Origin of the sequence: Lysinibacillus irui, assembly GCF_028877475.1 — a bacterium.
Lineage (GTDB): Bacteria > Bacillota > Bacilli > Bacillales_A > Planococcaceae > Lysinibacillus > Lysinibacillus irui.
The window spans coordinates 229075-253787 of record NZ_CP113527.1 but is presented as its reverse complement, the minus strand read 5'-3'; the positions used below and the strand labels follow the sequence as shown (position 1 = coordinate 253787).

At 34.7% G+C, this 24713-nt stretch carries 26 protein-coding genes, 1 pseudogene and 2 riboswitches; of the genes and pseudogenes, 4 read left to right on the top strand and 23 right to left on the bottom strand.

Annotated elements, in window-relative coordinates:
• Positions 1-20 precede the first annotated feature (20 nt).
• Positions 21-542: a DUF2179 domain-containing protein gene (locus OU989_RS01300; protein ID WP_274795304.1), complete on the bottom strand. Its 522-nt coding sequence runs from the start codon at positions 540-542 to the stop codon at positions 21-23.
• A gap of 206 nt (positions 543-748) precedes the next feature.
• Between OU989_RS01300 and OU989_RS01295 the strand changes: the two genes are divergently transcribed.
• On the top strand, positions 749-1129 hold the full coding sequence (locus tag OU989_RS01295) for a hypothetical protein (RefSeq protein WP_274795303.1): 381 nt from the start codon (positions 749-751) through the stop codon (positions 1127-1129).
• Positions 1130-1253: 124 nt separating this feature from the next.
• Here the strand turns inward: OU989_RS01295 and OU989_RS01290 are convergent.
• The 4 genes and pseudogenes from OU989_RS01290 to OU989_RS01275 all read right to left on the bottom strand — a co-directional run.
• A pseudogene (locus OU989_RS01290) lies at positions 1254-1682 on the bottom strand (solute carrier family 23 protein); the annotation flags it as partial.
• Between the two features lie 350 nt (positions 1683-2032).
• Positions 2033-2458, bottom strand: coding sequence for a protein-export chaperone SecB (locus tag OU989_RS01285; RefSeq protein ID WP_274795302.1), 426 nt, complete (start codon positions 2456-2458; stop codon positions 2033-2035).
• 18 nt (positions 2459-2476) lie between these two features.
• The gene (locus tag OU989_RS01280; protein ID WP_274795301.1) at positions 2477-2872 is read right to left on the bottom strand and encodes a hypothetical protein; all 396 of its coding nucleotides are present in this window, start codon (positions 2870-2872) and stop codon (positions 2477-2479) included.
• 33 nt (positions 2873-2905) lie between these two features.
• Positions 2906-3586: a hypothetical protein gene (locus OU989_RS01275; RefSeq protein WP_274795300.1), complete on the bottom strand. Its 681-nt coding sequence runs from the start codon at positions 3584-3586 to the stop codon at positions 2906-2908.
• A 227-nt stretch (positions 3587-3813) separates the two neighbouring features.
• Between OU989_RS01275 and OU989_RS01270 the strand changes: the two genes are divergently transcribed.
• Positions 3814-4068, top strand: a complete 255-nt coding sequence (locus OU989_RS01270; protein WP_274795299.1) for a hypothetical protein — start codon at positions 3814-3816, stop codon at positions 4066-4068.
• 155 nt (positions 4069-4223) lie between these two features.
• Here OU989_RS01270 and OU989_RS01265 read toward each other — a convergent pair whose 3' ends face one another.
• Positions 4224-4499, bottom strand: coding sequence for a hypothetical protein (locus OU989_RS01265; protein ID WP_274795298.1), 276 nt, complete (start codon positions 4497-4499; stop codon positions 4224-4226).
• A gap of 966 nt (positions 4500-5465) precedes the next feature.
• On the opposite strand from OU989_RS01265, the gene OU989_RS01260 reads away from it, so the two are divergent.
• On the top strand, positions 5466-6395 hold the full coding sequence (locus OU989_RS01260; protein ID WP_274795297.1) for a hypothetical protein: 930 nt from the start codon (positions 5466-5468) through the stop codon (positions 6393-6395).
• 264 nt (positions 6396-6659) lie between these two features.
• Here the strand turns inward: OU989_RS01260 and OU989_RS01255 are convergent, their stop codons facing one another.
• The 13 genes from OU989_RS01255 to OU989_RS01195 all read right to left on the bottom strand — a co-directional run bounded on the left by OU989_RS01255 (position 6660) and on the right by OU989_RS01195 (position 19760).
• On the bottom strand, positions 6660-6824 hold the full coding sequence (locus OU989_RS01255) for a hypothetical protein (protein ID WP_274795296.1): 165 nt from the start codon (positions 6822-6824) through the stop codon (positions 6660-6662).
• Between the two features lie 271 nt (positions 6825-7095).
• On the bottom strand, positions 7096-8373 hold the full coding sequence (locus OU989_RS01250) for a hypothetical protein (RefSeq protein ID WP_274795295.1): 1278 nt from the start codon (positions 8371-8373) through the stop codon (positions 7096-7098).
• 226 nt (positions 8374-8599) lie between these two features.
• Complete coding sequence (locus OU989_RS01245; protein WP_274795294.1) at positions 8600-9106, bottom strand: hypothetical protein; 507 nt, start codon at positions 9104-9106, stop codon at positions 8600-8602.
• Positions 9107-9109: 3 nt separating this feature from the next.
• Positions 9110-9415, bottom strand: a complete 306-nt coding sequence (locus OU989_RS01240; RefSeq protein ID WP_274795293.1) for a hypothetical protein — start codon at positions 9413-9415, stop codon at positions 9110-9112.
• A gap of 411 nt (positions 9416-9826) precedes the next feature.
• Positions 9827-10093, bottom strand: a complete 267-nt coding sequence (locus tag OU989_RS01235) for a hypothetical protein (protein ID WP_274795292.1) — start codon at positions 10091-10093, stop codon at positions 9827-9829.
• 725 nt (positions 10094-10818) lie between these two features.
• On the bottom strand, positions 10819-11820 hold the full coding sequence (locus OU989_RS01230; RefSeq protein ID WP_274795291.1) for a tyrosine-type recombinase/integrase: 1002 nt from the start codon (positions 11818-11820) through the stop codon (positions 10819-10821).
• Between the two features lie 107 nt (positions 11821-11927).
• A complete protein-coding gene (locus tag OU989_RS01225) occupies positions 11928-13226 on the bottom strand; it encodes a nucleobase:cation symporter-2 family protein (protein WP_274795290.1) in 1299 nt (432 codons plus the stop codon).
• Positions 13226-13810: a xanthine phosphoribosyltransferase gene (locus tag OU989_RS01220; protein WP_274795289.1), complete on the bottom strand. Its 585-nt coding sequence runs from the start codon at positions 13808-13810 to the stop codon at positions 13226-13228. Before OU989_RS01220 ends, OU989_RS01225 begins: the two co-directional genes overlap by 1 nt.
• Before the next feature lie 134 nt (positions 13811-13944).
• A riboswitch (purine riboswitch) is annotated at positions 13945-14046 on the bottom strand.
• 163 nt (positions 14047-14209) lie between these two features.
• Positions 14210-16033 (bottom strand): APC family permease, encoded by a 1824-nt coding sequence (locus OU989_RS01215; RefSeq protein WP_274795288.1) that lies wholly within the window; start codon positions 16031-16033, stop codon positions 14210-14212.
• Between the two features lie 119 nt (positions 16034-16152).
• Positions 16153-16301: riboswitch (cyclic di-AMP (ydaO/yuaA leader) on the bottom strand.
• 198 nt (positions 16302-16499) lie between these two features.
• A complete protein-coding gene (locus OU989_RS01210) occupies positions 16500-17021 on the bottom strand; it encodes a PepSY domain-containing protein (RefSeq protein ID WP_274795287.1) in 522 nt (173 codons plus the stop codon).
• 90 nt (positions 17022-17111) lie between these two features.
• Entirely contained in the window at positions 17112-17783 is a 672-nt protein-coding gene (locus tag OU989_RS01205) for a PepSY domain-containing protein (protein ID WP_274795286.1), read from the bottom strand.
• A complete protein-coding gene (locus OU989_RS01200; RefSeq protein ID WP_274795285.1) occupies positions 17780-19075 on the bottom strand; it encodes a sensor histidine kinase in 1296 nt (431 codons plus the stop codon). The genes OU989_RS01205 and OU989_RS01200 overlap by 4 nt, the downstream gene beginning before the upstream one ends.
• On the bottom strand, positions 19065-19760 hold the full coding sequence (locus tag OU989_RS01195) for a response regulator transcription factor (protein ID WP_274795283.1): 696 nt from the start codon (positions 19758-19760) through the stop codon (positions 19065-19067). The genes OU989_RS01200 and OU989_RS01195 overlap by 11 nt, the downstream gene beginning before the upstream one ends.
• A gap of 212 nt (positions 19761-19972) precedes the next feature.
• Here OU989_RS01195 and OU989_RS01190 point away from each other — a divergent pair, with 212 nt between their 5' ends.
• A complete protein-coding gene (locus OU989_RS01190; protein WP_274795282.1) occupies positions 19973-21238 on the top strand; it encodes an Nramp family divalent metal transporter in 1266 nt (421 codons plus the stop codon).
• A gap of 50 nt (positions 21239-21288) precedes the next feature.
• Here OU989_RS01190 and OU989_RS01185 read toward each other — a convergent pair whose 3' ends face one another.
• From OU989_RS01185 to OU989_RS01170, 4 genes are all read right to left on the bottom strand, one after another.
• Entirely contained in the window at positions 21289-21978 is a 690-nt protein-coding gene (locus OU989_RS01185; protein ID WP_274795281.1) for an ABC transporter permease, read from the bottom strand.
• A complete protein-coding gene (locus OU989_RS01180) occupies positions 21971-22894 on the bottom strand; it encodes an ABC transporter ATP-binding protein (protein WP_274795280.1) in 924 nt (307 codons plus the stop codon). Before OU989_RS01180 ends, OU989_RS01185 begins: the two co-directional genes overlap by 8 nt.
• Positions 22895-23030: 136 nt before the next feature.
• Positions 23031-23966, bottom strand: a complete 936-nt coding sequence (locus tag OU989_RS01175; protein ID WP_274795279.1) for a sensor histidine kinase — start codon at positions 23964-23966, stop codon at positions 23031-23033.
• A 3-nt stretch (positions 23967-23969) separates the two neighbouring features.
• Positions 23970-24662 carry a response regulator transcription factor gene (locus OU989_RS01170; RefSeq protein WP_274795278.1) on the bottom strand — a complete coding sequence of 231 codons (693 nt, stop codon included), beginning with the start codon at positions 24660-24662 and terminating at the stop codon, positions 23970-23972.
• Positions 24663-24713: the final 51 nt, after the last annotated feature.

The window sequence follows — 24713 nt, the reverse complement described above, 5'->3', positions numbered from 1 at the left end:
AGAGGTCCCTCTATTCACATTTATTTGTGCTTGGCCTTCATACGAGCAAGCAAAAACCCACCTTTAAATGACTTTGGTTCGTACGAGATAATAAATGCATTAGGCTCAAACTGTTCTACTATTTGAAAGAGTTCACCCTCACGATTCCTCTTCGTTAATATTTCATATTTATAGCGATTACTATCTCGCCCTTCCCCAATATAAATCGTAACCGCAAACCCTTCATTACGAAGAAATCTCACAAGCTCCTCATTCTTATTTTGCGTATTGATGGTCGTATAGACATAGCCTATTGCTAGCTTACGTTCAATTTTGGCCCCTAAAAATATTCCTAATCCAAATCCAACCGCATAAACGCCCATAGCTAACATACTTTGTTTTCCACTAAAAACGAGCGAAAGGCCAAATACATACACTAACATCTCCAACATACCAAATATCGCAGCAAGGAAAGTAATATTCTTTACTAAAAATATTGTACGTAATGTTAAAAAAGGTACATAAACTAGTTGAAGGATTAAAATTAACACGATACTTTGCATTTATTCTAGACCTTTCTGAGAGTAATTATATATAAGTGTATGTTGAAATAGAAAGTTACATTCTACTAATTTTAAATTCCCTTCAAGCAGCAATGTTAAACATTTTAAACAACTGTATAAAAATTCATGAGGTATAAGTGTAATTTTACACTTAATGTGTGATATGGTATTATTCAAGAATATTTAAAGAAGGAGGATGTAAAATATTGAGGAAGAAAATGATAATTATTTTTCTTATCATTAGCTTAAGCACAAATTTATATATATTGGGAAAATGGTTTTTGCTTGATCAATGGTATGAAGCTAATGCTGAGGAACGTGTTATATTAAGCGAAATGGTTCAAAAAACAGTAGCAAGTGAAAAATATAAAGAAATAGCTTCGCAAGAGAAAGTTATCGCTATTGATACAAGTATCGATAAGAATAAAGGCGGCGTATTCCCTTATTATTTTGAAGTAAATGTTCGTACAGATAAACAGACATATATTTTTTATTGTAAAGATAAGCAATGTTCAGAGATGGAGAATAGCGGTTGGACTTATTCTAGCTATCAAGACGAACAGCCGCGACTACCATTTAAAAAATGAACAATAGTTGTTTTACATACTAAAATGCCACCTCCTTAAATCTAAATCAATAGATAAAAGTAGGTGACAACGTTCTTTTCATCAAAATATGTGGGATATTTAGATGAAGGTTATTTAGTTGTGCCTATGCTTCCCCATGCATTGGGTCTTCCTTATGCTTAGGCCCAATCATGTTGAATAAAATATTAAGGATAATTGCTGTGACAGAACCACAGACAATACCATTAGATGTAAGAATTGAAACGCTTGTTGGTAGTGCATCAAAAATGCCAGGAACTACAGATACACCAACACCAAGACTAACTGCGATGGCAGCAATCATCGCGTTTTCTGCTGATTCATTCATTACAGGTACAAGCATGCCCATACCTTGTGTAATCACCATACCGAACATCGCAAGCATCGCCGCACCTAGTACAGATGTTGGAATAATCGTTGTTAACGCTGCGATTTTTGGTAGGAAGCCAAGTGCTACAAGTAAGCCACCTGTGATGTAAATGACTTTACGATCTTTTACACCTGACATACGAGTTAGCCCCACGTTTTGTGAGAACTATATCCGAATAGAATTTAATCTCTATATATAAACTTTTATTTTCTTAAATAATAATAATTAAAATCCCACATTCGATAGTCACCTACGTTCAACTATCGTATTATTCAAAATTGTAATGTATTATACTCACGTTTACAAGTAATTACTTAACAGAAAGGGAAACAACTTTTGCCACTTGGATAAACCTTGATATAGATTATATAGATCCCATGCCCAGTTAAAAGTGTATTTCAATATGATTAAAAGTATTTATTACCGAATCATGGTCAGCCAGCCATCACTTACGACGCATAATCTAGAGGTAGAAGTTTATTCGGCAATATAAAAAACACCCCAGCTAGGGTGTTTTAATTTTCCATTGATAAATTCCGCAAATTTATTGTAGGTAATATAATATTATTGGAATTATCCAATCCTGTTACCATAGAAACTATACTTCTTAAATAAGGATATAAAATAGCAGCTGCATTCACTATAAATATATGATGAACATCTGAAATATCCCTTTCGTTTCCTTCATCGTCCTTTAATAAACCTGAGTCAATATCAAAGAAACCATCTACTTCTAATATTAGAAATGAATCGTTTTCTTTTGAAGCTAGTTGAACTTTTAAACCTAATTTCCCCTTAGAAAAATCATCTGTAAATCCGTGATTAGCCTCAAATTCTAAATTTTCATCTGGATCAGTAAATTTCATACCTTCAATCTTACTTTTGGAATATATTAAGTTATTTATTGTATATCCTTTAAATTCAAAAATAGGTGCTGACATTTTTTATACCCTTTCTAATCATGCGATCTTATATTTAGATTCGGAATAATTTGTATTAACACCTGATATCATGTGGGCTGATTCATTATTATTTTTATAGCCTTCCTTAGACATTATATTAGTAGATTTTTTCGAATCAAATTTAATATCGAATCTATATGTGTCTTCTCTAAAATTAATTTTTTGGTAATCCTCTTCATTTTCAATTGAATTACTTTTAACTATTTTAGGTTTTTTAGTAATTTGTTCGTAAATTTCACGTTTAATTTTTCTAGATGTAACTTCCATTCTTTTCTCTTCTACAATTGCTTTAAGTCTTTCAATACCTTGACCATCTGATCCTTTAATTGTCGGGAAAACCTTATACTCAAATTCATTCATAAATTGATTCATGTTTTCTACATTGATTTTCATACATTGAGGCCCCCTTTTTTATTATATCGACATTTATTCTTTTATTTTATGCGATAAATCATAATTGTATTCAAATCCGGATATAAAATCTAAATTTCTTATTGAACTATAATTATCATAAGTAAAATTAACATCATTTTTCAAATATTTATTACTAACCACATCAAAATTCAAATTAAGTATATGGATAAACATTTCTATAATAACTGCTGCACAATGTGGATTCTTAAAATATTCGTCCTCAATTTCTAAAATTAAATATTGAACTACAAGTTCGAGTGCTTCTAATTTTTCACCTGAAAAACCCCTAACTTTAAAATACCCAACAACATCATCTTCTAAGAATTTCGTTAACAAGTCTTTGTTTTTATGCATTTCGAATTCAGTATACTCGTCAGAATAATTTATATCTAATATTACGTCTAAATTATTCCTTTTTGCATAATTTGGACTTTCATCTTTATTCTCTTCCGCAAAACAATATAATCCTGTTCCCAACCAAAAAACAGTTCTATTTTCACCTTGAGAATAATAAAATCTCGGGAAAACAAAGTCCTCACTGCTTATTTCCGAAAAATTTGGATTTAAAAGTTTTCCTAACCAATCATTTAAACAATCAATGTATGTAAATAAAGAAGGAGTAATCTTTTTCGGATCTTTTAATTTTAAAATTTTTCTAGCATTTTTTGATTTTGTACAATGATAGAACTTCAAAATACTCTCACTCTCAGTTTATTATTTTATATCAACTATAAATTAGTTATACTTTTACGTAAATAGGATAATTTTGATATAAAGTATTTAAAATGTCACTCTTTTGATAATTGTAGATTTAATTTCCGAAACTCAGTTCCACAAGATCTTGAATATTTTTTTACAGGTCCTAAAACACCTCTATAATGCAAGTGTTCCTATGTACACTAATTTAGGAGGTCTACATTATGACAATAAAAATCAATCCTTATGTAGCAAAATTAACAGATCAACAGGTTTATCAAATTCTTTATTTGTACCATGAAAAAAATGTCTTGCCATGCTACCTTGCACCAACTTTTAATGTTGCCAAATCTACAATAAGAAATATCGTGAATGGAAAGTCCCGACAGGATTGTCATGAGGTTTTCTTGAAGTATAGATATAAAATGAAAGGTCAATTCGAGGAACTTGTTACTTCATATAAAGATAAGTTGTTTTAATAATGATTATGTTCCATACAAAAAACCGCCTAGTTACGGCTAGACGGTTCTCTCATTATATACAAATATTTTATTAGTACAGTGAGTATCATTCTAGCAACCTAAAAAAGGTAATATACAGTAATATAGAAACGAGTTTAAGCATTGAGATAATCCTATTCCTTAGAATATTTCCTTAGCACTTTCTCCATACCATCTTTTCCGCCTCTAAAATAACCGTTGCAGTACGCTATATTCATAACCAACAATTCATCTTCTGTTAAATCACGGTCTAAAATATCATCAATCTGATTTTTTGTAGCCATTTCATAATCACCTGTAAATCTTGAATCAAAATGGGTATGGAATAGGTATTCTAAAAATTTATTACGTTCAATATTCTCCATATCTTTAATCAATGAAATCATTTGTTCAGCAGTCATTTTTGTCATGTAGTATACCCCCAAAATATTTTTTAAAAAACCCCACAAAATTTTATTTCTGAGAAAAGCTTTCCCATTATAGCAAAAACCTTAACCACCCCTTTCCTAAAACTCTGTGAGAGTAATCGAGGCGATACCTTACCCATAAAACTATATTCCGACCCCTCTCAGGTCAATCTAACCATTAGTATTACTGGCTTTCCAGCTGATTGTGCATGAAACAGTTTCAAAAATATCACATTTATTTTCTGTATAGCAGACCGAACCTATACCACCCCCCAGCCCCCATAGGGTAGGCTTCTCAGATACAGCTGAGTAGACATGATGAAATACATCCCTCTATACAGGATATAGGGGCGTTATAAGGGCATCCCAGCATATTCTTAACGTTCTGTCCTATTGATAGTATAGGGTGACTTCACTTGTATTCTTAGTTCACTGGTGATGTTTATGGTATTTAGCTGTGGTATCGTTGTATCTATCCTTCCTCTATCCTGTCTCTTGGGGGCTGTTGTTGTATTCTTACGGTCGTCTGTTTGTTTGGCTGCATTCCTTGTGTAGCGTGAACTGCGGCTTCCTGTCAAGGTGGGTGGCTGTCTACCCATACTATCAAACAGCTATAGTTCTCCATTCCCCTTTAAGGTCAGGTGTTGCAACATGTTCAAGCGTTATTATCTCACCTCTATTCAGTTATTCTTACTATCAATTATACCTTTCACGAATTAGCAGCTTCACCATTCAATTCTGTAGCAAAACTTTATGTAAATGCACCATTTCCTCAAAATTTTCACCTAGATTTTTGATAGCCACTTTTGATAGTGGATGAACCCTCATTCTACTGTTGTTATCAACTCACTAACATATGTGTTGGTATTTGATAGTTTTCATGGCGATTAGTTCTATTTAAAATAGTGTGTTTTTAACTCAGTTCATAATGAGTATTAAAGTACATACATTATTTGAGAGGTGACTATTTTGAAAAAAACCATTATTAGTTTTATTTTTATCGCTACAATTGTTACCGCAATTGTTATAACGACAAATCTAGATAAATCAAAATCTGCTGATTCTGAAGAAAAATTGGAAATTGCTTTAGTTAAAAGTATGGAGGAAACTAGAAAGGTAAATGAGAAGAGAAACGAAATATTAAGGAAAATTTCTCAAGAGTTTAATAAAAAAGGATTCGATCAAATAGGATTTGGTTTTTCCGATGATGACCGTGTATTAACTATTCAAGCCATAGATAAGGATTTTATTGAAAAGAATAAGAGTAGTATTGAAAACATCGTCTTAAATATAGCAAAAGAGACGGATTTCAAAAACTTCAAGGTGGATTACATTGTATTGGATGGTTACGAATTAAATGAGGAAGATGAAAAGCTAAATGAATCGTTAAATGAAGTACTAAAAATAACTTTAGATTTATTAAAAGCGAATGGTTATGATAAAACCAATTATTCATTAACTCTTGACCCGAATAAGGGAATCATTATTGAGGTAACGAATGGGGAATTGATAGATAAGAATGAAATCGAAAAGCTTATCGCCAATTCAGTTTATTCTAATACCAACATGAACTTAAAGGTTGTTATAAAAGAAAAAAACAAGAGTAAAATCAAAGACCAAGAATGGCAACCTGTATTTAGTGCAATAAGAGACGAAACGAAAAAGGAGTTTAAAGAATATAGAGGATTTGCATATTCATTCCACCCTGACCCCTTACAAATTATTATTAAAACTGACTTAGAAAAGCCTAAAGGGTTTTGGAAATCTAATAATAATAAGGTTAAACAAATAACAATGTATGTAGATAAGATAATAGAGTTGAAAAGAGAAGAACTTTCAATTGAGGAAATACCATATGAAATTATTATACGTGACAAAAACGATAAGAAAATGAACTAGATACTATGACAATCTTAATTAACGAGGTGCTTTAAATCAAGGATAGGACTGTCAATAACGTCTTATTAAATTCAGCAGGGTCAAACTAGAACAATTAGCTAACACCCTATCAACAATGGAAAAAGCTTTATAACTTGTACACTCAGCATAAGTATTTAACCAAATTTCAGCAAGCGTTAAAATTGTGCATACACTAGAGAGAATAACTCTATAACCCTTATCCCCCATAGTGTACACCCATTTTGTTATCTTAAAATTACACATCTATGCATAAATTTTTTTATATTGTTTTTCTTGTTGTTTGATATACTGTCGTAAAGCTAGTTCCATTACACTTGTCTCACTTATTGTCTCATCATATAAATGTTTGTGATTATTTATAGCTACATTTGCCATTGATTTTAAATTCTTTTTTCTAGATTGGTTCATGGTATACCTCCTTTCTTCACCTTGTTATGGGTGAGTGACGCTTCACGTCTCTCCCCTCCCATAGTAATTCTATAAATATATTAGTTATTGATTATCTAATAGCCGAAGGACACTAGCGTGTACTTCGACTGAACAACTTTGGCAGATAAATCTGCCAAAAGTTATTCAGTATTTTAACTTATTACTTTTTTAATACTTTCTTTTAAAGAAAACTGTTATAAACCCTTATGTACCAACAGTTCCAACGATTATTTGGTAAGTTATAATAACATTAAATTTGATTATCCAAATACATTTCTAATAACCCCCTCATACGTTTTGATGGAATATAAACAGTTATAGGTTCATCATTCCGAATAGCACTTCTAAATATCCATTGCAACATTTCTGATAATGCAAATAATCCTTCATCTACTTTTATTCCTTTATCCATAAAGAAACGCTTAGTGATTGGATTCATATATCTATTAGCAAAATAAATACATGTATTAGCATCAGCATATTCATTTGTAGCCCTTGCATTAACTGGGACAAATCTATTCTTTAATCCTTTAATTAGTAGTGGCTTTCTCATTTCCTTAAATGATGTCCAAATCACTTGTGAAGGCTTTACTTTAGCTTTGTGAAAGTAGAAATTATAACCGTTATCTTTATACCTCTTTTTTAGTTGTTGCTTAGTTTTAACACCTAGTAAATGATTTTTACTTAATGCACTAGGTTTGTCACCAATCAAATTTAAATCATTCTTATCCCTAGGTGTTGAATAGTGGATTGTAATTAACTCTTTAAGATGTTTCCTATCCTCGTTAGCTGGTGTAATGTAGTCTACTAGCTGATATCCCCTATCTTCACTATACTTTACCGAACGGAACCCATATTCAAAGTTAAATAGGTTATAGTAATAGCTTTGAATCTGCCCATTGAACATATACGTTAAGATATAAATATCCTCAAACGCTTTAAATAACTGTGGTGGGAATAGCCAATACATTTTTAGAACCTTCTTTTCTTCATGCAACATTAAGCGATCTGCATTGGCTAAATTTCTTACCCCTTCATAGCTACCATTCATATACTCAGGATTGTTCCACTGTACTTTACCTTTTCCATCTACATTTATAGTCGGATTACCTTTATCATCATTAGAATTGAGTAATAAGCGAATATCATCTGACGACATATCTATTTCACTAATTACATCCATCACTTCATCCAAGATTAGCGTATAGTGTTCTGCTTCAATAAGTTCAATTAACTCGCTATCAGTTCGTTTTAATAATTCATGTGAACATACAACATTCTTCCCTTGACGAACTAGTTCCTTCAAATGATTTAGTTTTCCATCTTGACTTTCTGGTTCTACAAAATCCTTTGTTGTAGATTCTTTGATACGATTCACTTCCGTTAAGTATGGGGTAACAAACATAAATTTCGTTTTGTTATTACTTTCATTGATGTATTGAATAGCCCAGCTTGTTTTACCACTACCCATAATTGAATCGACAACTGTTGCGGCTACTGCCTTCCTTTTAATAAATAAATTAGTCACTATATTACCTCCATTTGTTTTAATAAATATCCTTTCATAGATACACTTGCAAATATGATTCAATATAGGACATGTAAAATAAAAAAGCCGTCCGACTATCCGAACGACTTTACAATAAATTATTTTCTTGTTTCTTTAGGGAGAAGTATAAGCTGTAATTACTTCATTACCCTCGTTAGTTACTGTTATGTTAGCAAGAAGGTATGTACCATTTGCGTTGTTCTTACTACTTTTTCCGCATAGCGTGAAGTTCCATATCAATTTCTTGTAATTTATGTGTGAGATACCTTACAGATTCATTCAGTACTTTGTGTGATACTTGTTCCATCTTTAAAGAAAGTATTTCTTGTTTTATGTCCATTAAAGTGATTTTAAAGAAGTCTTGCGTTCTTTGAACCGCATTTTCGGTTTCTCGTTGTGTTCTTGCTTGCAATTGTAAAGCTTTTTCAGTTTCTTCAAATTGTTGACCAATGCTATTATGTTTGCTTTCGTCGGATTCAACGCGTTTTTCAACTTTATCAAGACTATTTTCGATTGTATCAAACCGTGTTTGCATGTTGACACGTAAATCTTCACGTATTTCCTGTATATAGGTACGCAAATCTTTACACATTTCCTTCAAATCGGCTTTCGTTACTGTAAGCATTTCTTTCATGTCTGCACGAAAGCTATCCATATTGCCCTGAAGTTCCTTCAGCATGTCTATAATCACTTTTGCTTCTTTATCATCCATTGGTTATATCTCCTTTAGTTTATTGCCGATTGAATCCAGTGAATTATCTATTGAATCAATTGAATTGTCTATTGCTTCATTGTTTTCCTGTATTCTATCCAGAATGGCATGAATTTTAGCGTACCGTGCTTTCATGTTTTCGGTGTGTTCCTTGAAAGATGCACGTGTTTCTTTTATATCAGCATGAATGTCTTTCACATCTGTGTGAATATCTTTTACATCTGCACCTATACCTTTTACTGTGCCTTGCATTTCCAACAGCATGTCCATAATCGCTTTTTTAGCTTCATTATCGTTCATATCATCCATTGTTAATTTCCCCTTTCAGTTAGAATAAAAAAGGACTCATTCGAATGCCTTGTTTATTGTCTACTAAGTTTTTCTGCTATAACATCGAATCTTTTTCTTTTTTCTCTGGTCATTTGGTTGAAGTCAATGTTATTAAACTTTCCAACTACTCTATCATGATCTTCAGTAGGACTATTCTTGAACTCGTTCACTTCAACTCGAAATTCTTGTAGTTCGGATTAAACCTCTTTGATTTCCTTGATCACGTTCTCAAAGCGTTCGTTCATTTTTTGCAGCTTGCATACCTTATAGCATTTCCAAAATCATTTTCATTTCGTTTTCCAATTTAATTCACCTCTATAGTTGAAGACCCTAATTAGCATTTTTAATAATAGTTTCTACTTTTAATTTCAATCTGAGGACAAACAAAGCTTAACTATCTTTATCAAGAATAGTATAAATCTGTTGGATTTGACACCAAGCAGCATTTAAATATTCTTCAACAGATTCATTGATTTCTGGTAATTTAAATTCTCCATCACCATCTAGTACATACTTTAATATCCTTTTTGGATTATCGGATAATTTAGGTTCTACACCAAATACACTTAATGCAATTTCCAGTTTTAACTTACCTTGATATTCTCGAACTACCTCTCCCAATAAATAGCGAATAATTTTAGTTTCGTCAGACATCATCTTTATCTCCCTTACTATTCTATTGACAAATCTTGATTCACCTCCCACCATGAAGCCTGAGTTGAGGACAACAGGCGGTGCTGAAAATGACTGCCTATATCACTGAAACTAAAAATTGAATCAATGACATAGGCAGACATTCGCATTACTTCATGAATCCGTCATTTGAGGTATCCAGTATGTATGCCCTTGTTTAAATGAGACTCTCTCGAATCAATACACGTAGTTTCTACTTCTGCCCCCGAAACGTCTTGCAACCCGTCTACACACTCTTTGTATGTATCGTGAATACCTATCCTACTGTTATGAGGAACTCGGCAACAATTACAATGTATCGTGTATTCTGCATGACCGTAATCATTCAGACCTTCCACACCTAGCTGTTAATGGTCGCTAACACCATTCAGACACTACGAGAAACAAGGAACTCGCTTATTAGTGCCCTAGACTTATTTAATGCGTCGGCTAAGTCATAACCTTTCCAGTTTTATTTTGATTCGAGTTAGTGGGCAACCTCGAAAGAGTTTTTCCTAAAAAAGACAATAGGAAAGTAGACCTTTGCACTTTAGCTTTTTTTGAAGTAAAATGAAGGCAATGTAACTCATATTCAGTTATCGATTTTGGGTCGATTTATTATGGGTTTCGCACTACTATGTCGCCAAACATATAGTGCATTTCTTCAAGAGGGTGTTTCCAGCACTCTCTTTTTATTTGTCTTAAATACATCATCTACGCCTTTTGTAGACCATTTGATTAAGTGGACTATACAAATCATGCTGATTTTTTATTGTTTCATCATCAAAGTGAACGTATTTTTTCGTAGTGCTTATTTGTGAATGACCAGCTATTGCTTGTACCATAAATACTGAAGCACCATTCTTAAGCATGTCTGTAATAGCTTGCCTTCTGAAATCATGACAACTGTATTCCTTATGGATTCCAGCTTTTTTAAGGTAACGTTTTAAGTTCCTTCTAAAGGTGTCTACCGCCATTCTTTCACCGTACCAATTCAAGAAAACAGCTTCCGCATCCTTAAACACTTTCTTATTTTCATCAATCAATTTAATTAGTAACTGTACAGTTATATTTGATATTGGAATTGTCCTATATCGTCTGTCCTTCGCCTTATCTGCTGGAAGGATAATCTGTTTCCTCATTAAGTCTATATCCATTACATCGAGATTGACCGCTTCGGAAATTCGCAATGAACTATCGTAGAGTACATGGAACAACACAAAATCACGCCACTGCGGATAATATTTTTGGTCAGGTATTTCAAATAACCTTTCCATTTCATACTTAGTTAATAGCGTCACCTTCTTTTCGTCTACTTTTAAGTAATTAACTGTAAGCATAATATTGTCTTTTATTAAGTTCTCTTTTTTTAAAAAGGAATACCACGTTTTTAGAAATCTTATTCTAGCGTTGATAGTTTGAATAGACAGTCCTCTTTTTCCTGTTTTGAAATTGTAATGTTCTTCCCTCATGTAGTTAATATAAGCCCGTGCAATTTCTCCTGATAAGTCATTAACACTTTTCAATTTATAGTCCGTAATCTCTAACCAATTAGTAAAAAAACGAAAATGTTCTACATAGGTGACCAATGTTTTTTCTCGAATATTTTCTGCCTTTTTAGCTGAATAAAAATAGTCATAAGCCTGCTGTAGAGTAAGTGATTCAGTATCATCATTTGTATCATTCCTTAATAGGTACCCCTTTTTCCGCATAAAAAATGTCACCTCCTTAAATCTAAATCAATAGATAAAAGTAGGTGACAACGTTCTTTTCATCAAAATATGTGGGGTATTTAGATGAATGTTATTTAGTTTTCCCTTTATATTTCCCCATGCATTGGGTCTTCCTTATGCTTAGGTCCAATCATGTTGAATAAAATATTAAGGATAATTGCTGTGACAGAACCACAGACAATACCATTAGATGTAAGAATTGAAACGCTTGTTGGTAGTGCATCAAAAATGCCAGGAACTACAGATACACCAACACCTAAGCTTACTGATATCGCAGCAATCATCGCGTTTTCTGCTGATTCATTCATTACAGGTACAAGCATGCCCATACCTTGTGTAATCACCATACCGAACATCGCAAGCATCGCCGCACCTAGTACAGATGTTGGAATAATCGTTGTTAACGCTGCGATTTTTGGTAGGAAGCCAAGTGCTACAAGTAAGCCACCTGTGATGTAAATGACTTTACGATCTTTTACACCTGACATACGAGTTAGCCCCACGTTTTGTGAGAATGTTGTATATGGAAAAGCATTGAAAATCCCGCCGATTACTGAAGCAAGACCTTCAGAACGATAGCCACGAGCTAAATCCTTTGAATCTAATTTTTTATTACAAATATCACTTAGTGCAAAATAGACACCAGATGACTCTACTAAAGATACCATTGCTACGAGTGTCATGGTAATAATTGCAGTCACATCAAAAGTTGGCATTCCAAAATAGAAAGGCTGAACCATATGGAATACATCAGCATCTGCTACTGGTGTAAAATCTACTTTACCCATGAATGCACCTAAAATAGTACCGACTACTAATCCAATAAGAATCGAGATTGCACGGACAAACCCTGTAGAAAAACGATAAACAATTAAAATAATGACTAATGTAATGAACGCTAAAGCAACATTAGAAGCAGAGGCAAAATCCTCAGCACCTTGTCCACCAGCCATATTGTTTAAAGCCACAGGTAATAATGAAATACCAATAATAGAAACTACCGATCCCGTAACTACTGGTGGGAAGAATTTCACAAGCTTACCGAAGAAGCCAGCAATAATCATCACAATTACACCAGATGCAATAATAGAACCATAAATATCTGTGATACCTTGCTCCGGGTTTGTACCGATAGCAATAATTGGACTTACTGCTGTGAATGTACAGCCTAGTACTACTGGTAAGCCAATACCGATAAATTTACCTGAATAAACCTGTAAAAGTGTTGCGATCCCGCACATCATAATATCAATCGCCACTAAATACGTCATTTGTGTTGAATCAAAGCCAATTGCCCCACCAATAATTAGTGGCACTAAGATGGCTCCAGCATACATCGCAAGTAAATGTTGAATCGCTAGCGTCGTTGATTTAAAGGTATTCATTACGCGCGAGCCTCCGCAGCAAATGTTACTTTGCCATCTTCAAGAGAGTCTACAATCGCTAATGACTCAACGCGAACACCTTGTTCACGCAATAATTTCCCTCCATCTTGGAAGCCCTTTTCAATAACGATACCCACACCCACAACATTCGCACCAGCTTGTGCAGCAATATCAAGTAAGCCTTTGACAGCTTCACCATTTGCTAAGAAATCGTCAATGATTAAAATATTGTCATCTTCATTTAAGAAATTACGTGATACAGAGATATCATTTGTTTCATTCTTTGTGAATGAATGTACCTTTGATGAGTAAAGGTTATCTGAAAGTGTTAAAGATTTACGTTTACGAGCAAATACTACAGGTGCACCAATTTCTAAGCCTAGCATGACAGATGGCGCAATGCCTGAAGATTCAATTGTTAAAATCTTAGTAATAACTTGATCAGAGAAACGATTTGCGAATTCGTGACCAATTTCCTTCATTAACATCGGATCAATTTGATGATTTAAAAATGAATCTACCTTTAATACTGATGAAGATAAAACCTTACCTTCTTGCATAATTTTGTCGTGTAATAACTTCATTTCTTTCATATCCTTCTTTCGTTAATAATAATAAAAAAACGCTGGATGTCTTGTTTCCATTCAGCTACGAGTGGAGCAAGGCATTCAGCGTAAAAACGTCGAAACGAATAGAAAACATCATTAAATTGAAGTTCTCTAAAAGCATTGCTACCCATAGTCGATTTATTTACGGTAAATCGGTAGAAACTTGCGAGCCCTATTCTCGCTATTATATGAGTGGATTGTATGAAACTATCAGAATAACCAATTTATCACTTTATTCGGTAAGAGCTTATATCTCATATTGAAAAAAGTTTAATTTTTCGGAATTTAATGGTATTCTGCAACTTTTCAATTGTAAACGTTCGTGTTTTCAATCAACGTACTGATTATAACAGACTATTTTCTAGCTTGCTAGCATTATTTTGATAAATGGAAAGGTACTGTCATAATGACGACATTTCTGTGAAATAACAGTGTCGTACGAATTAATAAGCTAGATTGATTGTGTAGCATATGGTGCCACCCTTTTTTTGGTAAAAATTGCGGGATGACAACTGTTACTTTATGACCTGTCTTCGTACATTGATGTTCTACCTTATCAATAAATTTAATCAATGGCTGTGTGATACTGCGATATGGTGAATAATAAGTTACTAGTCGTACATCTGGTTGCCAGGCCTTCCATTTCTCTTCAAAAGCCTTTGCATCCGCTTGGTCGAAGGCTACGTAAAATGCAATTACCTTCTCAACATGTAATGATTTCGCATAATGAAGGGAATTTTCAACAACTTTCGTTATACCTGCTACTGGTACAATAAAAACATTCCCCTCAATAGCAGCTAGTTCCTCATGATTTAATCTTAATTGTTCTCCAACGGCCTGATAATGGAGCTTAATCCGATGGAATAGAAAAATAATAATTGGTAAAAAGATAAACACTGGCCATACTTGAGGCATTTTTGTTACAAAAAACATCATCGCTACGATGAAAGAAATAGCAGCACCAATTGTGTTGATCGTAAATTTTGCAATCCATCCTTTAGGTTTATCACGCCACCATTTTCGCATCATTCCTGTTTGCGCTAATGTAAACGGAATAAATACCCCTACAGCATATAGTGGAATTAAATGCTCAGTTGCTCCATCAAATAAAATGATTAAGACAATAGCCGCTGCACCTAGCATCAGGATGCCATTTGAATAACCAAGACGGTCTCCACGAATTTGGAATATTCTTGGGATAAAGCCATCCTTTGATAAATTTACTGCTAACAAAGGAAATGCTGAGTAACCTGTATTTGCAGCAAGAACTAAAATCATTGCCGTTGTACCCTGGACAATGTAATAAAATAGATTTCTACCTACGCTCGCTTCTGCAAGTTGAGAAACAACTGTAGCTTCCGCTGTTGGCGCAATCCCATAAAAATAAGCCAAACTAACAATGCCTATAAATAAAACGGCTAAAATAGCACCCATTGCTAAAAGCGTTTTAGCTGCGTTATTAGGAGCAGGATTTTTAAAATTAGGGATGGCATTTGAAATAGCCTCTACCCCTGTTAAAGCTGAGCTCCCTGATGCAAATGCCTTTAATAAAATAAATAAACTAATTCCTGCAACCGGTGTACCGACCTTTGGATGTAGCTCTGCTGGCACCTGACCAGTTGCGACATGATAGAGCCCCATTCCAATTAACAAGAGCATAACACCTACAAACAGATAGACTGGGTATGCCAAAATAGAAGCAGATTCTGTTACACCACGTAAGTTTAAGATTGTTAAAAAAACCACAAAGAATATAGCAATGGGTACATTGTAGGGGTGGAGGCTTGGAAATGCCGAAGTAATGGCATCTGTACCTGCTGATACACTTACCGCTACTGTTAAAATATAATCAACAAGTAAGGACCCTCCAGCCACAAGACCTGCATTTACCCCTAAATTCTCCCGTGATACTACATAGGCCCCTCCCCCATGTGGATAGGCGAAAATAACTTGACGATAGGAGAGAATTAGTGCCACAAGCAAGATAACGACTCCAGCAGCAATTGGTAGAGAGTACCAAAGGGCAAGTGTACCCACTGTCATCAGGACAATTAAAATTTGTTCTGGTCCATAGGCTACTGAAGACAAGGCATCTGATGATAATATGGCTAATGCCTTTGTTTTACTAAGCTTTTGTTCCCCTAACGCATCGGATCTTAATGGTTTACCGATTACATAACGTTTGAATGAGGATTTCATTGTTAAACACCTTCTAGTTTTATAGAGTGTGTTTCGCCTTTCTAAATAAGATCAAAAAACGCCTACAAGTCATCACTAAATAAGACTTGTAGACGCTCATCCGTCTGCCAAGCTCCAACTTTTCTGCTCTTAACGCTTACGAGGTTAGCTGTCGGATTCGGGCCTGAGTAGCCCTACTCTTCAAATGAAGAGATTCACCCCAAGGATGGCTGATGCCATCCGTCAAAAATGGGTCCCCCGCGTTTAGTTGCTTCAGCGATTTAGAAATTTGAAACTTTTATAATGATGTCATATTACGCCTGTCAATTAAAAAAGTAAAGAAGAAAATTTTTCACTTTTATGAGAGAAAAACATAGACTTTTTTTAGAAATCGTTTGGAATTCACCTACGAATGCCAAGCAAATATTCGTAGAACAACAAAAGGCTACTGTAAAAGTATGCTCTACTTTTACGGTAGCCCTCTATATTAGTCATTATAATCCTGTTCAAAATCAACAATATTCCCCGTCATAGAATCCACATCTACTTCATATTCATATTGACCATCTTTCAATTCAATTTCATAGATACCATCATCGAGCTTAATTTTTGTTACAGTACCTTTTGCTTTCTTTAAGGCTGTTTCGATAGCTTGCTCTTTAGTAATGATAGTAGTTGCTGTAGTTGCTAGTTTATTGTCGTCCATATCATCGTTATCTCGACGTTCTTTTTTCTGCTTGAGTAATTTCCCAGTATAAGCATCAAATTTCAAATCATATTCTTCTGTATCAGTATAGACCTCTACTTCATAAATAGAACGATACTGATTTTTGTCTAACTCGATATCCGCTACTGTACCATCAACTACTGTAAGGGCCTTCTTCTCAATCTCTTGCATTGTTAACACCTTTTTTTCTTGAGCATCTCCAGATAATAATGTTGTCGAGCCAATCGCTGCACCAACCCCAAGTGTAACTACTAATGCTGGAATCATAATCATTTTTTTCATATCTATCTCTCCTTTGTTTTATCTATTCTTAGCTTACCAAGCAAAGATGATAGAACTATAAGAGAAACATTAGAATTTCATGAGAATGAATTATTGATCATCATCCCATGTAATGGACAGAACTTCCCCTGAAACAGCATGGATTTGAAAAGTGGCTTCGTCATCCTGTGTTTCAATTTCAATTAAATAATAACCACCTTCTGCCGTTTCTTCAAAATCAACTGAGTCCACTTCCCCCGTCAATTGTCCTAGCGCTATTTGAATAGCCTGTTGTTCAGTAATTATAGGTTCTTCTACAGGTGGTTTATGCGGCTCAACATTTTCCACCGATACTATTTCACCCGAGTAGGCATTGACAGTTAAATCTTTTTGTTGGTTTTCTTTCTCAACACGTACCGTATAAGTGGTATCTGTTAACTTGATACTTTCAACATCACCATATTTCTGTTTTACCATTTGTCTTATTTGCTTTTCAGTTAACAATAACTTCGTTTGTCCTTCTTTTATTGTTAAATCAGTTACCTGTTGTGTTTTAGCATCTAGCATAGCTATATACTTGACATTGTCACGTGTAAAAAACATTTCATAGATGTCTCCTTGTTTCTTCACCTGCGTAACATGGGCTTTATAGATGGCTTCAATATGGTTTATAGCCTCTGACTTGCTAAGTGGTTCAACATGAAAATAGCGATACTGAATAAACCACAGCGTTCCACTACAAAGAAGGAGAATAACAATTATTATCAGAACCCATTTTTTCATTGCTCCTCCTCCTTTGGTATACATAGGGTAAAGCTTGTTCCTTCTCCAAGTGTACTTTTCACATCAATGGTTATGCCCAGTTGTTCTGCAAGCTCATGGGCTATCGCAAGCCCTAATCCAGAGCCACCTGTCTTACGATTTCGATCCTCTGTTACCCGATAAAAACGCTCAAACAAATGAGGTAAGTGCTCCTCTGGAATACCTATACCAAAATCTTGGATGGTAATGCAGGCATGATTGGTTGTTTCTGCTGTAAGAATACGCACCTCATCCTCACTATACTTTCTAGCATTATCGAGCAAAATAAAAAGTAGTTGCTTCAAGATTTTTTCATCACTATAAATAAATCTTGGAAGCTTCGCATCGACTATAAATGTTCGATGATAAGCCTGCTGCATTTGTGAGGCAACTTTCTGCAAGAACGGTTCAAGCTCTAGCTGTTCCAAATGAATAGCCAGATGCTCATTATTTTTAGCTAGTTCTAGCAATTGTAGTACCATTTCATGCATGCGAGTCGATTCATTAGCGATCGCTTGTAATGATTCTTGCGCAACTTCACGATTATCAAAGCCTCTTCGAAGGAGTAATTTTGCATAGCTTTCAATAACGGTAATCGGCGTTTTTAGCTCATGGGAAGCATTTGAAACAAACTCTTGTTGCTTTTGATAATGCTGTTCAAGCTTCTCCATCATCATATTAAAGGTACGATTAATGTTTGTTAACTCGTCTCCACCCTTTTCAGGAATATCTATTTTTTCATATTTCCCTGTCGCTGCACTTTTACGCATAGTAATGTTTAAACGCTCTAGTGGTAATAAAATTAAGCGCCCAAGTACTAAGCTTGCTAAGAAAATGGGGAGCGTTGCCATAATAGATACAACGACTAAGATCACCTTTAGTAAGTCTAATGTCTGCTCTACCTCTTCCATGGATTGCTGTAATGTTATGTCTACAACTGTTCCGTCTATCCAAATGGTAGGCATCGTGTAGGTAATGGAAGGGACCTCTGGCATTTCAAGTGTAGCCTGAACCTTTGTTTTCAAACGCTCTCCATCATAAATATAGACAGCACCGTCCGTTGGCATATATACCCTTAATACTTGCTGGAGGTTGGTTTGTGCATTTAACTGACTCAGTGAAGAGCTTAAATCATTTGCCCGTGACTGGAGCTGATTGTATTCCGTATCATAGGCAAATTTCTCATACAAAAAATAAATGCCATTAGTAGTTGCCACTAAAATGACAAGCATGAGCATCGTTGTTAGTAAATGAATTTTTGTTTTAAGTCTCATAGCTATGTTCCTTTAGCACATACCCAACTCCACGAACCGTTTGAATAATGGGCTTTGCATTAGCAGCTTCAAGCTTTTGTCGGACATAACGAATATAAACATCTACAACATTTGTATCTCCATAATAATCATAGCCCCATACAGCCTCTAGAATTTGCTCTCTAGTCAGTACCTGTTTTGGATGCTTTAGTAAATAGAACAACAAATCATATTCTCGGGGTGTCAGTTGAATCTCCTTATCAAAATATACAACTTCTCTTGTTTGCTCGTTTATAGATAAATGTCCAAATGTGAGAGCAGCTTGCTTTGGACTAGTCTTTTGTGAAAAACGTAAAGCATTGCGAATACGCGCAAGCAGCTCCTCAATTTCAAACGGTTTTGTCACATAATCATTGGCGCCTAAATCTAGCCCCTTTACTTTATCCTCCACCTCACTTTTGGCAGTCAGCATAATAATAGGTGTTTGGGTTTCTGTTGCACGAATTCGCTTTAGCACGTCAATACCACTCATCTCAGGTAGCATGACATCCAGTAGGATTAAATCCCATTGCTGCTCACGATATTGAAGTAAACCATCTGTTCCTGTATGAGCCATTACTGCTTCATAGCCTTCAAATTGAAGCTCTAACTGTAGCACTCGCCCAATTTTTTCTTCATCTTCTATAATTAAAATTCGATTGGTCATGTCGAATCCATCCTTCACCTTTTCTTTTCATCGTAAACGATGCAAGCGGTGAAAGTCTAATTAGAAAATGATGAGAATTGTCCATACTTATTAAACAAAAGATAATGCAAACTACTTCACTTTTTTTATTCCTAGCGTTAGAATACTAATATCTTATTTTCCTATAGGAAACTTTATTTCGTTGATGATACTTTTTGAAACGAGGGAACAATATGGTTTATAAACGAGTCACAAAATCGCCAGCCGAGGCTGTTTTAGACGGAGATATAAAAGGTTGGCGACGCTTTTTACCGTTTTTAGGGCCCGCTTTCATTGCAGCCGTAGCTTATATCGACCCTGGCAATTTTGCCACAAATATAACAGCAGGCTCACAATATGGCTACTTGCTACTTTGGGTAATTGCCTTTTCCAATTTAATGGCTGTTTTAATTCAATCCTTATCTGCAAAGCTTGGAATCGCGACAGGAAAAAACCTACCTGAAGTGGCACGCGAGCATTTTTCTAAAAAAACCTCTATATTCCTTTGGATTCAGGCAGAGTTAGTTATCATTGCCACAGACCTCGCGGAATTCATCGGAGCAGCCTTAGGGCTTTATTTGTTATTTAATATTCCAATGCTACCAGCAGCATTGATTACAGCGGTTGGCTCATTTGCTATTTTAGAACTCCAAAGACGAGGATTCAGAGCCTTTGAAGCGGGGATTTCTGGTATGGTTTTAATTGTCGTATTAGCATTTGCCTTCCAAACATTTTTAGCGCAGCCAGCATGGGGCGATGTGGCGATTGGCATGTTCACACCACACTTTGAAGGTGTAGATTCACTATTATTAGCAACAGGTATTTTAGGTGCAACCGTCATGCCTCATGCTATTTACTTACATTCTTCATTAACTCAAAGCCGTATTATTGGTCGTAATGAAGAAGAAAAAAGACGCATTTTCCGTTTTGAATTTATTGATATTATCATCGCTATGATTATTGCTGGAGCTATTAATATGAGCATGCTTATTATCGCCGCAGCAGTATTCCATACACAAGGCGTTGTAGTTGAAGATTTAGATGTTGCCTATAACGGCTTAAAAGAGGCTCTTGGCCCATTGGCTGCCATTTCTTTTGGTCTTGGTTTACTTATTGCAGGGCTTGCTAGCTCCTCTGTAGGGACTTTAGCCGGTGATGTAGTCATGCAAGGCTTTATTCAAAGAAAAATACCTCTTTATTTACGTAGAGCAATTACCATGGTACCTCCACTTGCAATCATTGCATCTGGTGTGAATGCAACCTATGCTCTAGTTCTTAGTCAGGTTGTTTTATCATTTGGTATTGCCTTTGCACTTATCCCTCTTGTTATGTTTACAAGTAAACGAGACATCATGGGTAGCCTAGTTAATCACCGTATTACAACAATTTTGGGTTGGTTTGTCGTAGTCATTGTTGTTACGCTGAATATTTACTTACTGTGGGAAACAATATTTGGATAATAAAAAGCCAGGTACTCTGTAGATAGAATGAGTACCTGGTATTTTTTTGATTAAACATCCACCTTTTCAATATTTCTAATGGCTAAATAGGCAATGCCTAGACCTACAATTGCTAAAGTAATAGGAATAAAAATAATATCGTTTAACGTAAAGTTACCTGTATTAGACGAAGTCAGAGATACTATTATAATCGATGAAATAATAGTTGCTGGTATGGAGTATTTTCTCATTCCGAAATACAATGGGATTAAAGCTATACCCGAGGCAGCAATCGCATTCATCAATACGGAAGGAATGTGTTGTAAGATTAATGAGCTTGATAGTACATTTGGAATCAAATCAAATTTATCACTAATAACACAGAAAGCCGTTGTAATAAAAGCATTTGAAATGATGATCGTACTAAACGTAAAAAGCATTACAATGGCAAGCTTCGCGACGATTAATTTCTTTCTACTTATAGGATACATAAAAGCTAAGGTGATGGTCTTAAATTTATATTCTCCGATAATCAACTTAGCTATTAACGTAGAAGCAAAAATACTAAAGACGACTCTAATCATTGATTCAATGACACTTAAAGCAACCTGGTAATTTTCAAGGTCTTGGTCCCCCTCCACTTTGGAAATACCTACTACCAAAAATAGAAATCCAAGAATAATAAAATTAGCAATAATAGCCCCCTTAACATATGAGCCTAAATGATACTTTTTCATTTCTAAACGCATTAAATTAAGCATGGACAACTCCTCCATTGATTAATTTTAGGAAATAATCCTCAAGTGAGCTTGTTTTTTTGCTTATCTCTTCGATTTCGATGTCATGTTCAATTAATGTTTTTGTTAGGCTCTTTTGGGATACTGTCGAATCATAAACTCGAATAGAGTTGTCGTCCATCAGCTTAAAATTAGCAATCTTCAATACACTTTCTAAAATAAAAGCTGCCTTCTTGCCATCATTGACAATGACTTCAATATAATCTGCTTGATTACGATTAATTGTTTCCATTGTAACTTCCGTGAGTAGCCTACCATCCTTAATGACACCTATTGTATCAGCCAATTGTTCAATTTCCCCTAATATATGGCTGGAGATGATAATCGTAATACCATACTCCTTACAGAGCATTTTGAAGAGCTCTCTCAACTCTTTAATCCCTACAGGATCTAATCCATTAATTGGTTCATCTAAAATAAGAAGTTCTGGCTTTGTTATAATGGCACGTGCAATGCCTAGTCTCTGTTTCATCCCTAGAGAAAAGTCTTTTACACGTTTCTCTTCTGTATTTGATAATTTTACTAAATTTAGAACATGAGCAATTTCTTTTTTATCGTAATACCCCATATATTCGCAATGCAGTTCTAAGGTCTCCTTAGCCGTCAATTTTTCATAGAAAATAGGATACTCAATAATCGTTCCCATTCTTTTTAGTACTTCATAGGATCGATCCGTCAGCTTTTCGCCAAATATTTCTACATCCCCGCTTGTTGGCTTCGTCAGATTTGTTAGCATCTTCATGACAGTGGTTTTACCTGCACCATTTGGACCTAAAAATCCATAAATCTCTCCCTTTTTGACGTTCATATTGACAGTGGATACCACTTCTTTACCATCGTACACTTTCGTAAGCTGATTTGTTTTTACAATGTATGTCATGTAAATCTCTCCCTCAATTGTGGCTAGTTTCATTATAAAAAATGAACCTCTCTAATTAATTACTTGATTCTTACAAATTTCTTAAGAGCAAAATAAAAGCCTGTAAAGCATTGAAAGCTCTACAGGCAGTGTGAATTCAATACATCATTCGTTTTAAAGCAATTGTAAAAATGGTCTTTTTATAAGGAATACTTGATAGCTGGATGGAACCATCCATTATTTCCACAAGACGCTTTGTAATGGTTAGACCTAGGCCGCTTCCCTGGAAGGATTTATTTCGAGAGTCTTCTAGTGTATACATTCTTTCAAAAACAGTATCGATATGATATTCATCAATGCCCTTGCCTTGATCCCACACATCAATATAAATGTTTGTCTCATCATTTCTTACGGTTAAGCCAATCACATTGCCATCCGCTCCATAAGCTATAGCATTTGATAATAGATTGTTTAAAACTCTATCTAACGCTTCTTCATTACCAAGGGCATACATAGGAAGTTCGGGGATTGAAATATTGATATTTAATCCCACCGATGTGACCATATCGTAAAAGGATAAAATATTTTTTCGGCATATTTCACAAATATTGATTTTCGTGATTGGATAATTTGCATCTCCTGCCTCTAATTTTGCCAGATCAAAAAATGTATGAATGATTTTTAATACTTCTAACGTTTTAGCATGAACACCAGTGAGTAATCGCTGTCGCTCTTCCTCACTAATTGAACTTTGAAGCTGAAGTATTTCAATATAGCCTAATACAACTGTTAAAGGTGTTTTAAGATCATGTGAAATATTTGCCAACATCTTTTTCATTGAATCTTCCATTTTTCGATGTGTAGCAAGAACCTTTTGCTTGTCATCCAATAAGGCATTTATTGTAATCAGTAATTGCTGAATTTCTGGATTTGTCGTAGCAACTAAAACCTTTTCATTAGTTGGTTTATTAACAATTGCTTGTATTTTTTCATGCATGTATTGGATTGTATCATCTTGTTCTTTTTTTACTTTTCTTTGATAAAGAATAATACCCGCCAGCAACAAAATAATTAGTAATAGACATAACGTCATATTTTATCCCTCAAACTTATAGCCAATTCCCCACAGCGTTTTTATATAATGAGGATTAGACGGATCATCTTCAATTTTTTCGCGAAGTCTTCTTATATGTACATTAATAATATTTTCATCACCGTAGTAAGTATCTTTCCATATTGTCTGATAAATTTGCTCCTTAGTAAAAACTCGCTGGCGATTTGTTACAAGCAATTTTAAAATGGCAAATTCCTTAGATGTTAGTTTCACTTCTTGCCCATCTTTATCTACAGAAAAGTTAATCATATTTATCGTTAAATTATCGATCACTACTACATCTTGTTTGTTATCCACTTGACTAGAATATTTGGTTGCTCGTCTAATAACGGCTTTTACGCGAGCAGAAAACTCTAGCATAGAAAATGGTTTAGCAATATAATCATCTGCACCTAAGCCTAACCCTAAAGCTTTATCTACATCACTATCCTTTGCTGACATAATGATGATAGGAAGCGCTGCTTGTTCTCGAATTATTTTTAGTACTTCTAATCCATTAAGTTTAGGAATCATAATATCTAAGATAACTAAATCAAATGAATGGTTTAAACAATACTGTAATGCCTCTTCTCCATTCTTTGCAGTTGTAACACCGAAGCCTTCCAATAGTAAAAAGTTTTCTACCATTTCACGAATAGCCTCATCATCTTCAACTAGTAAAATATGTTTTTGCATTTTCATGCACCTCTTCCTAACTAAAAAGCCATTAGTATGACTTTCCACATC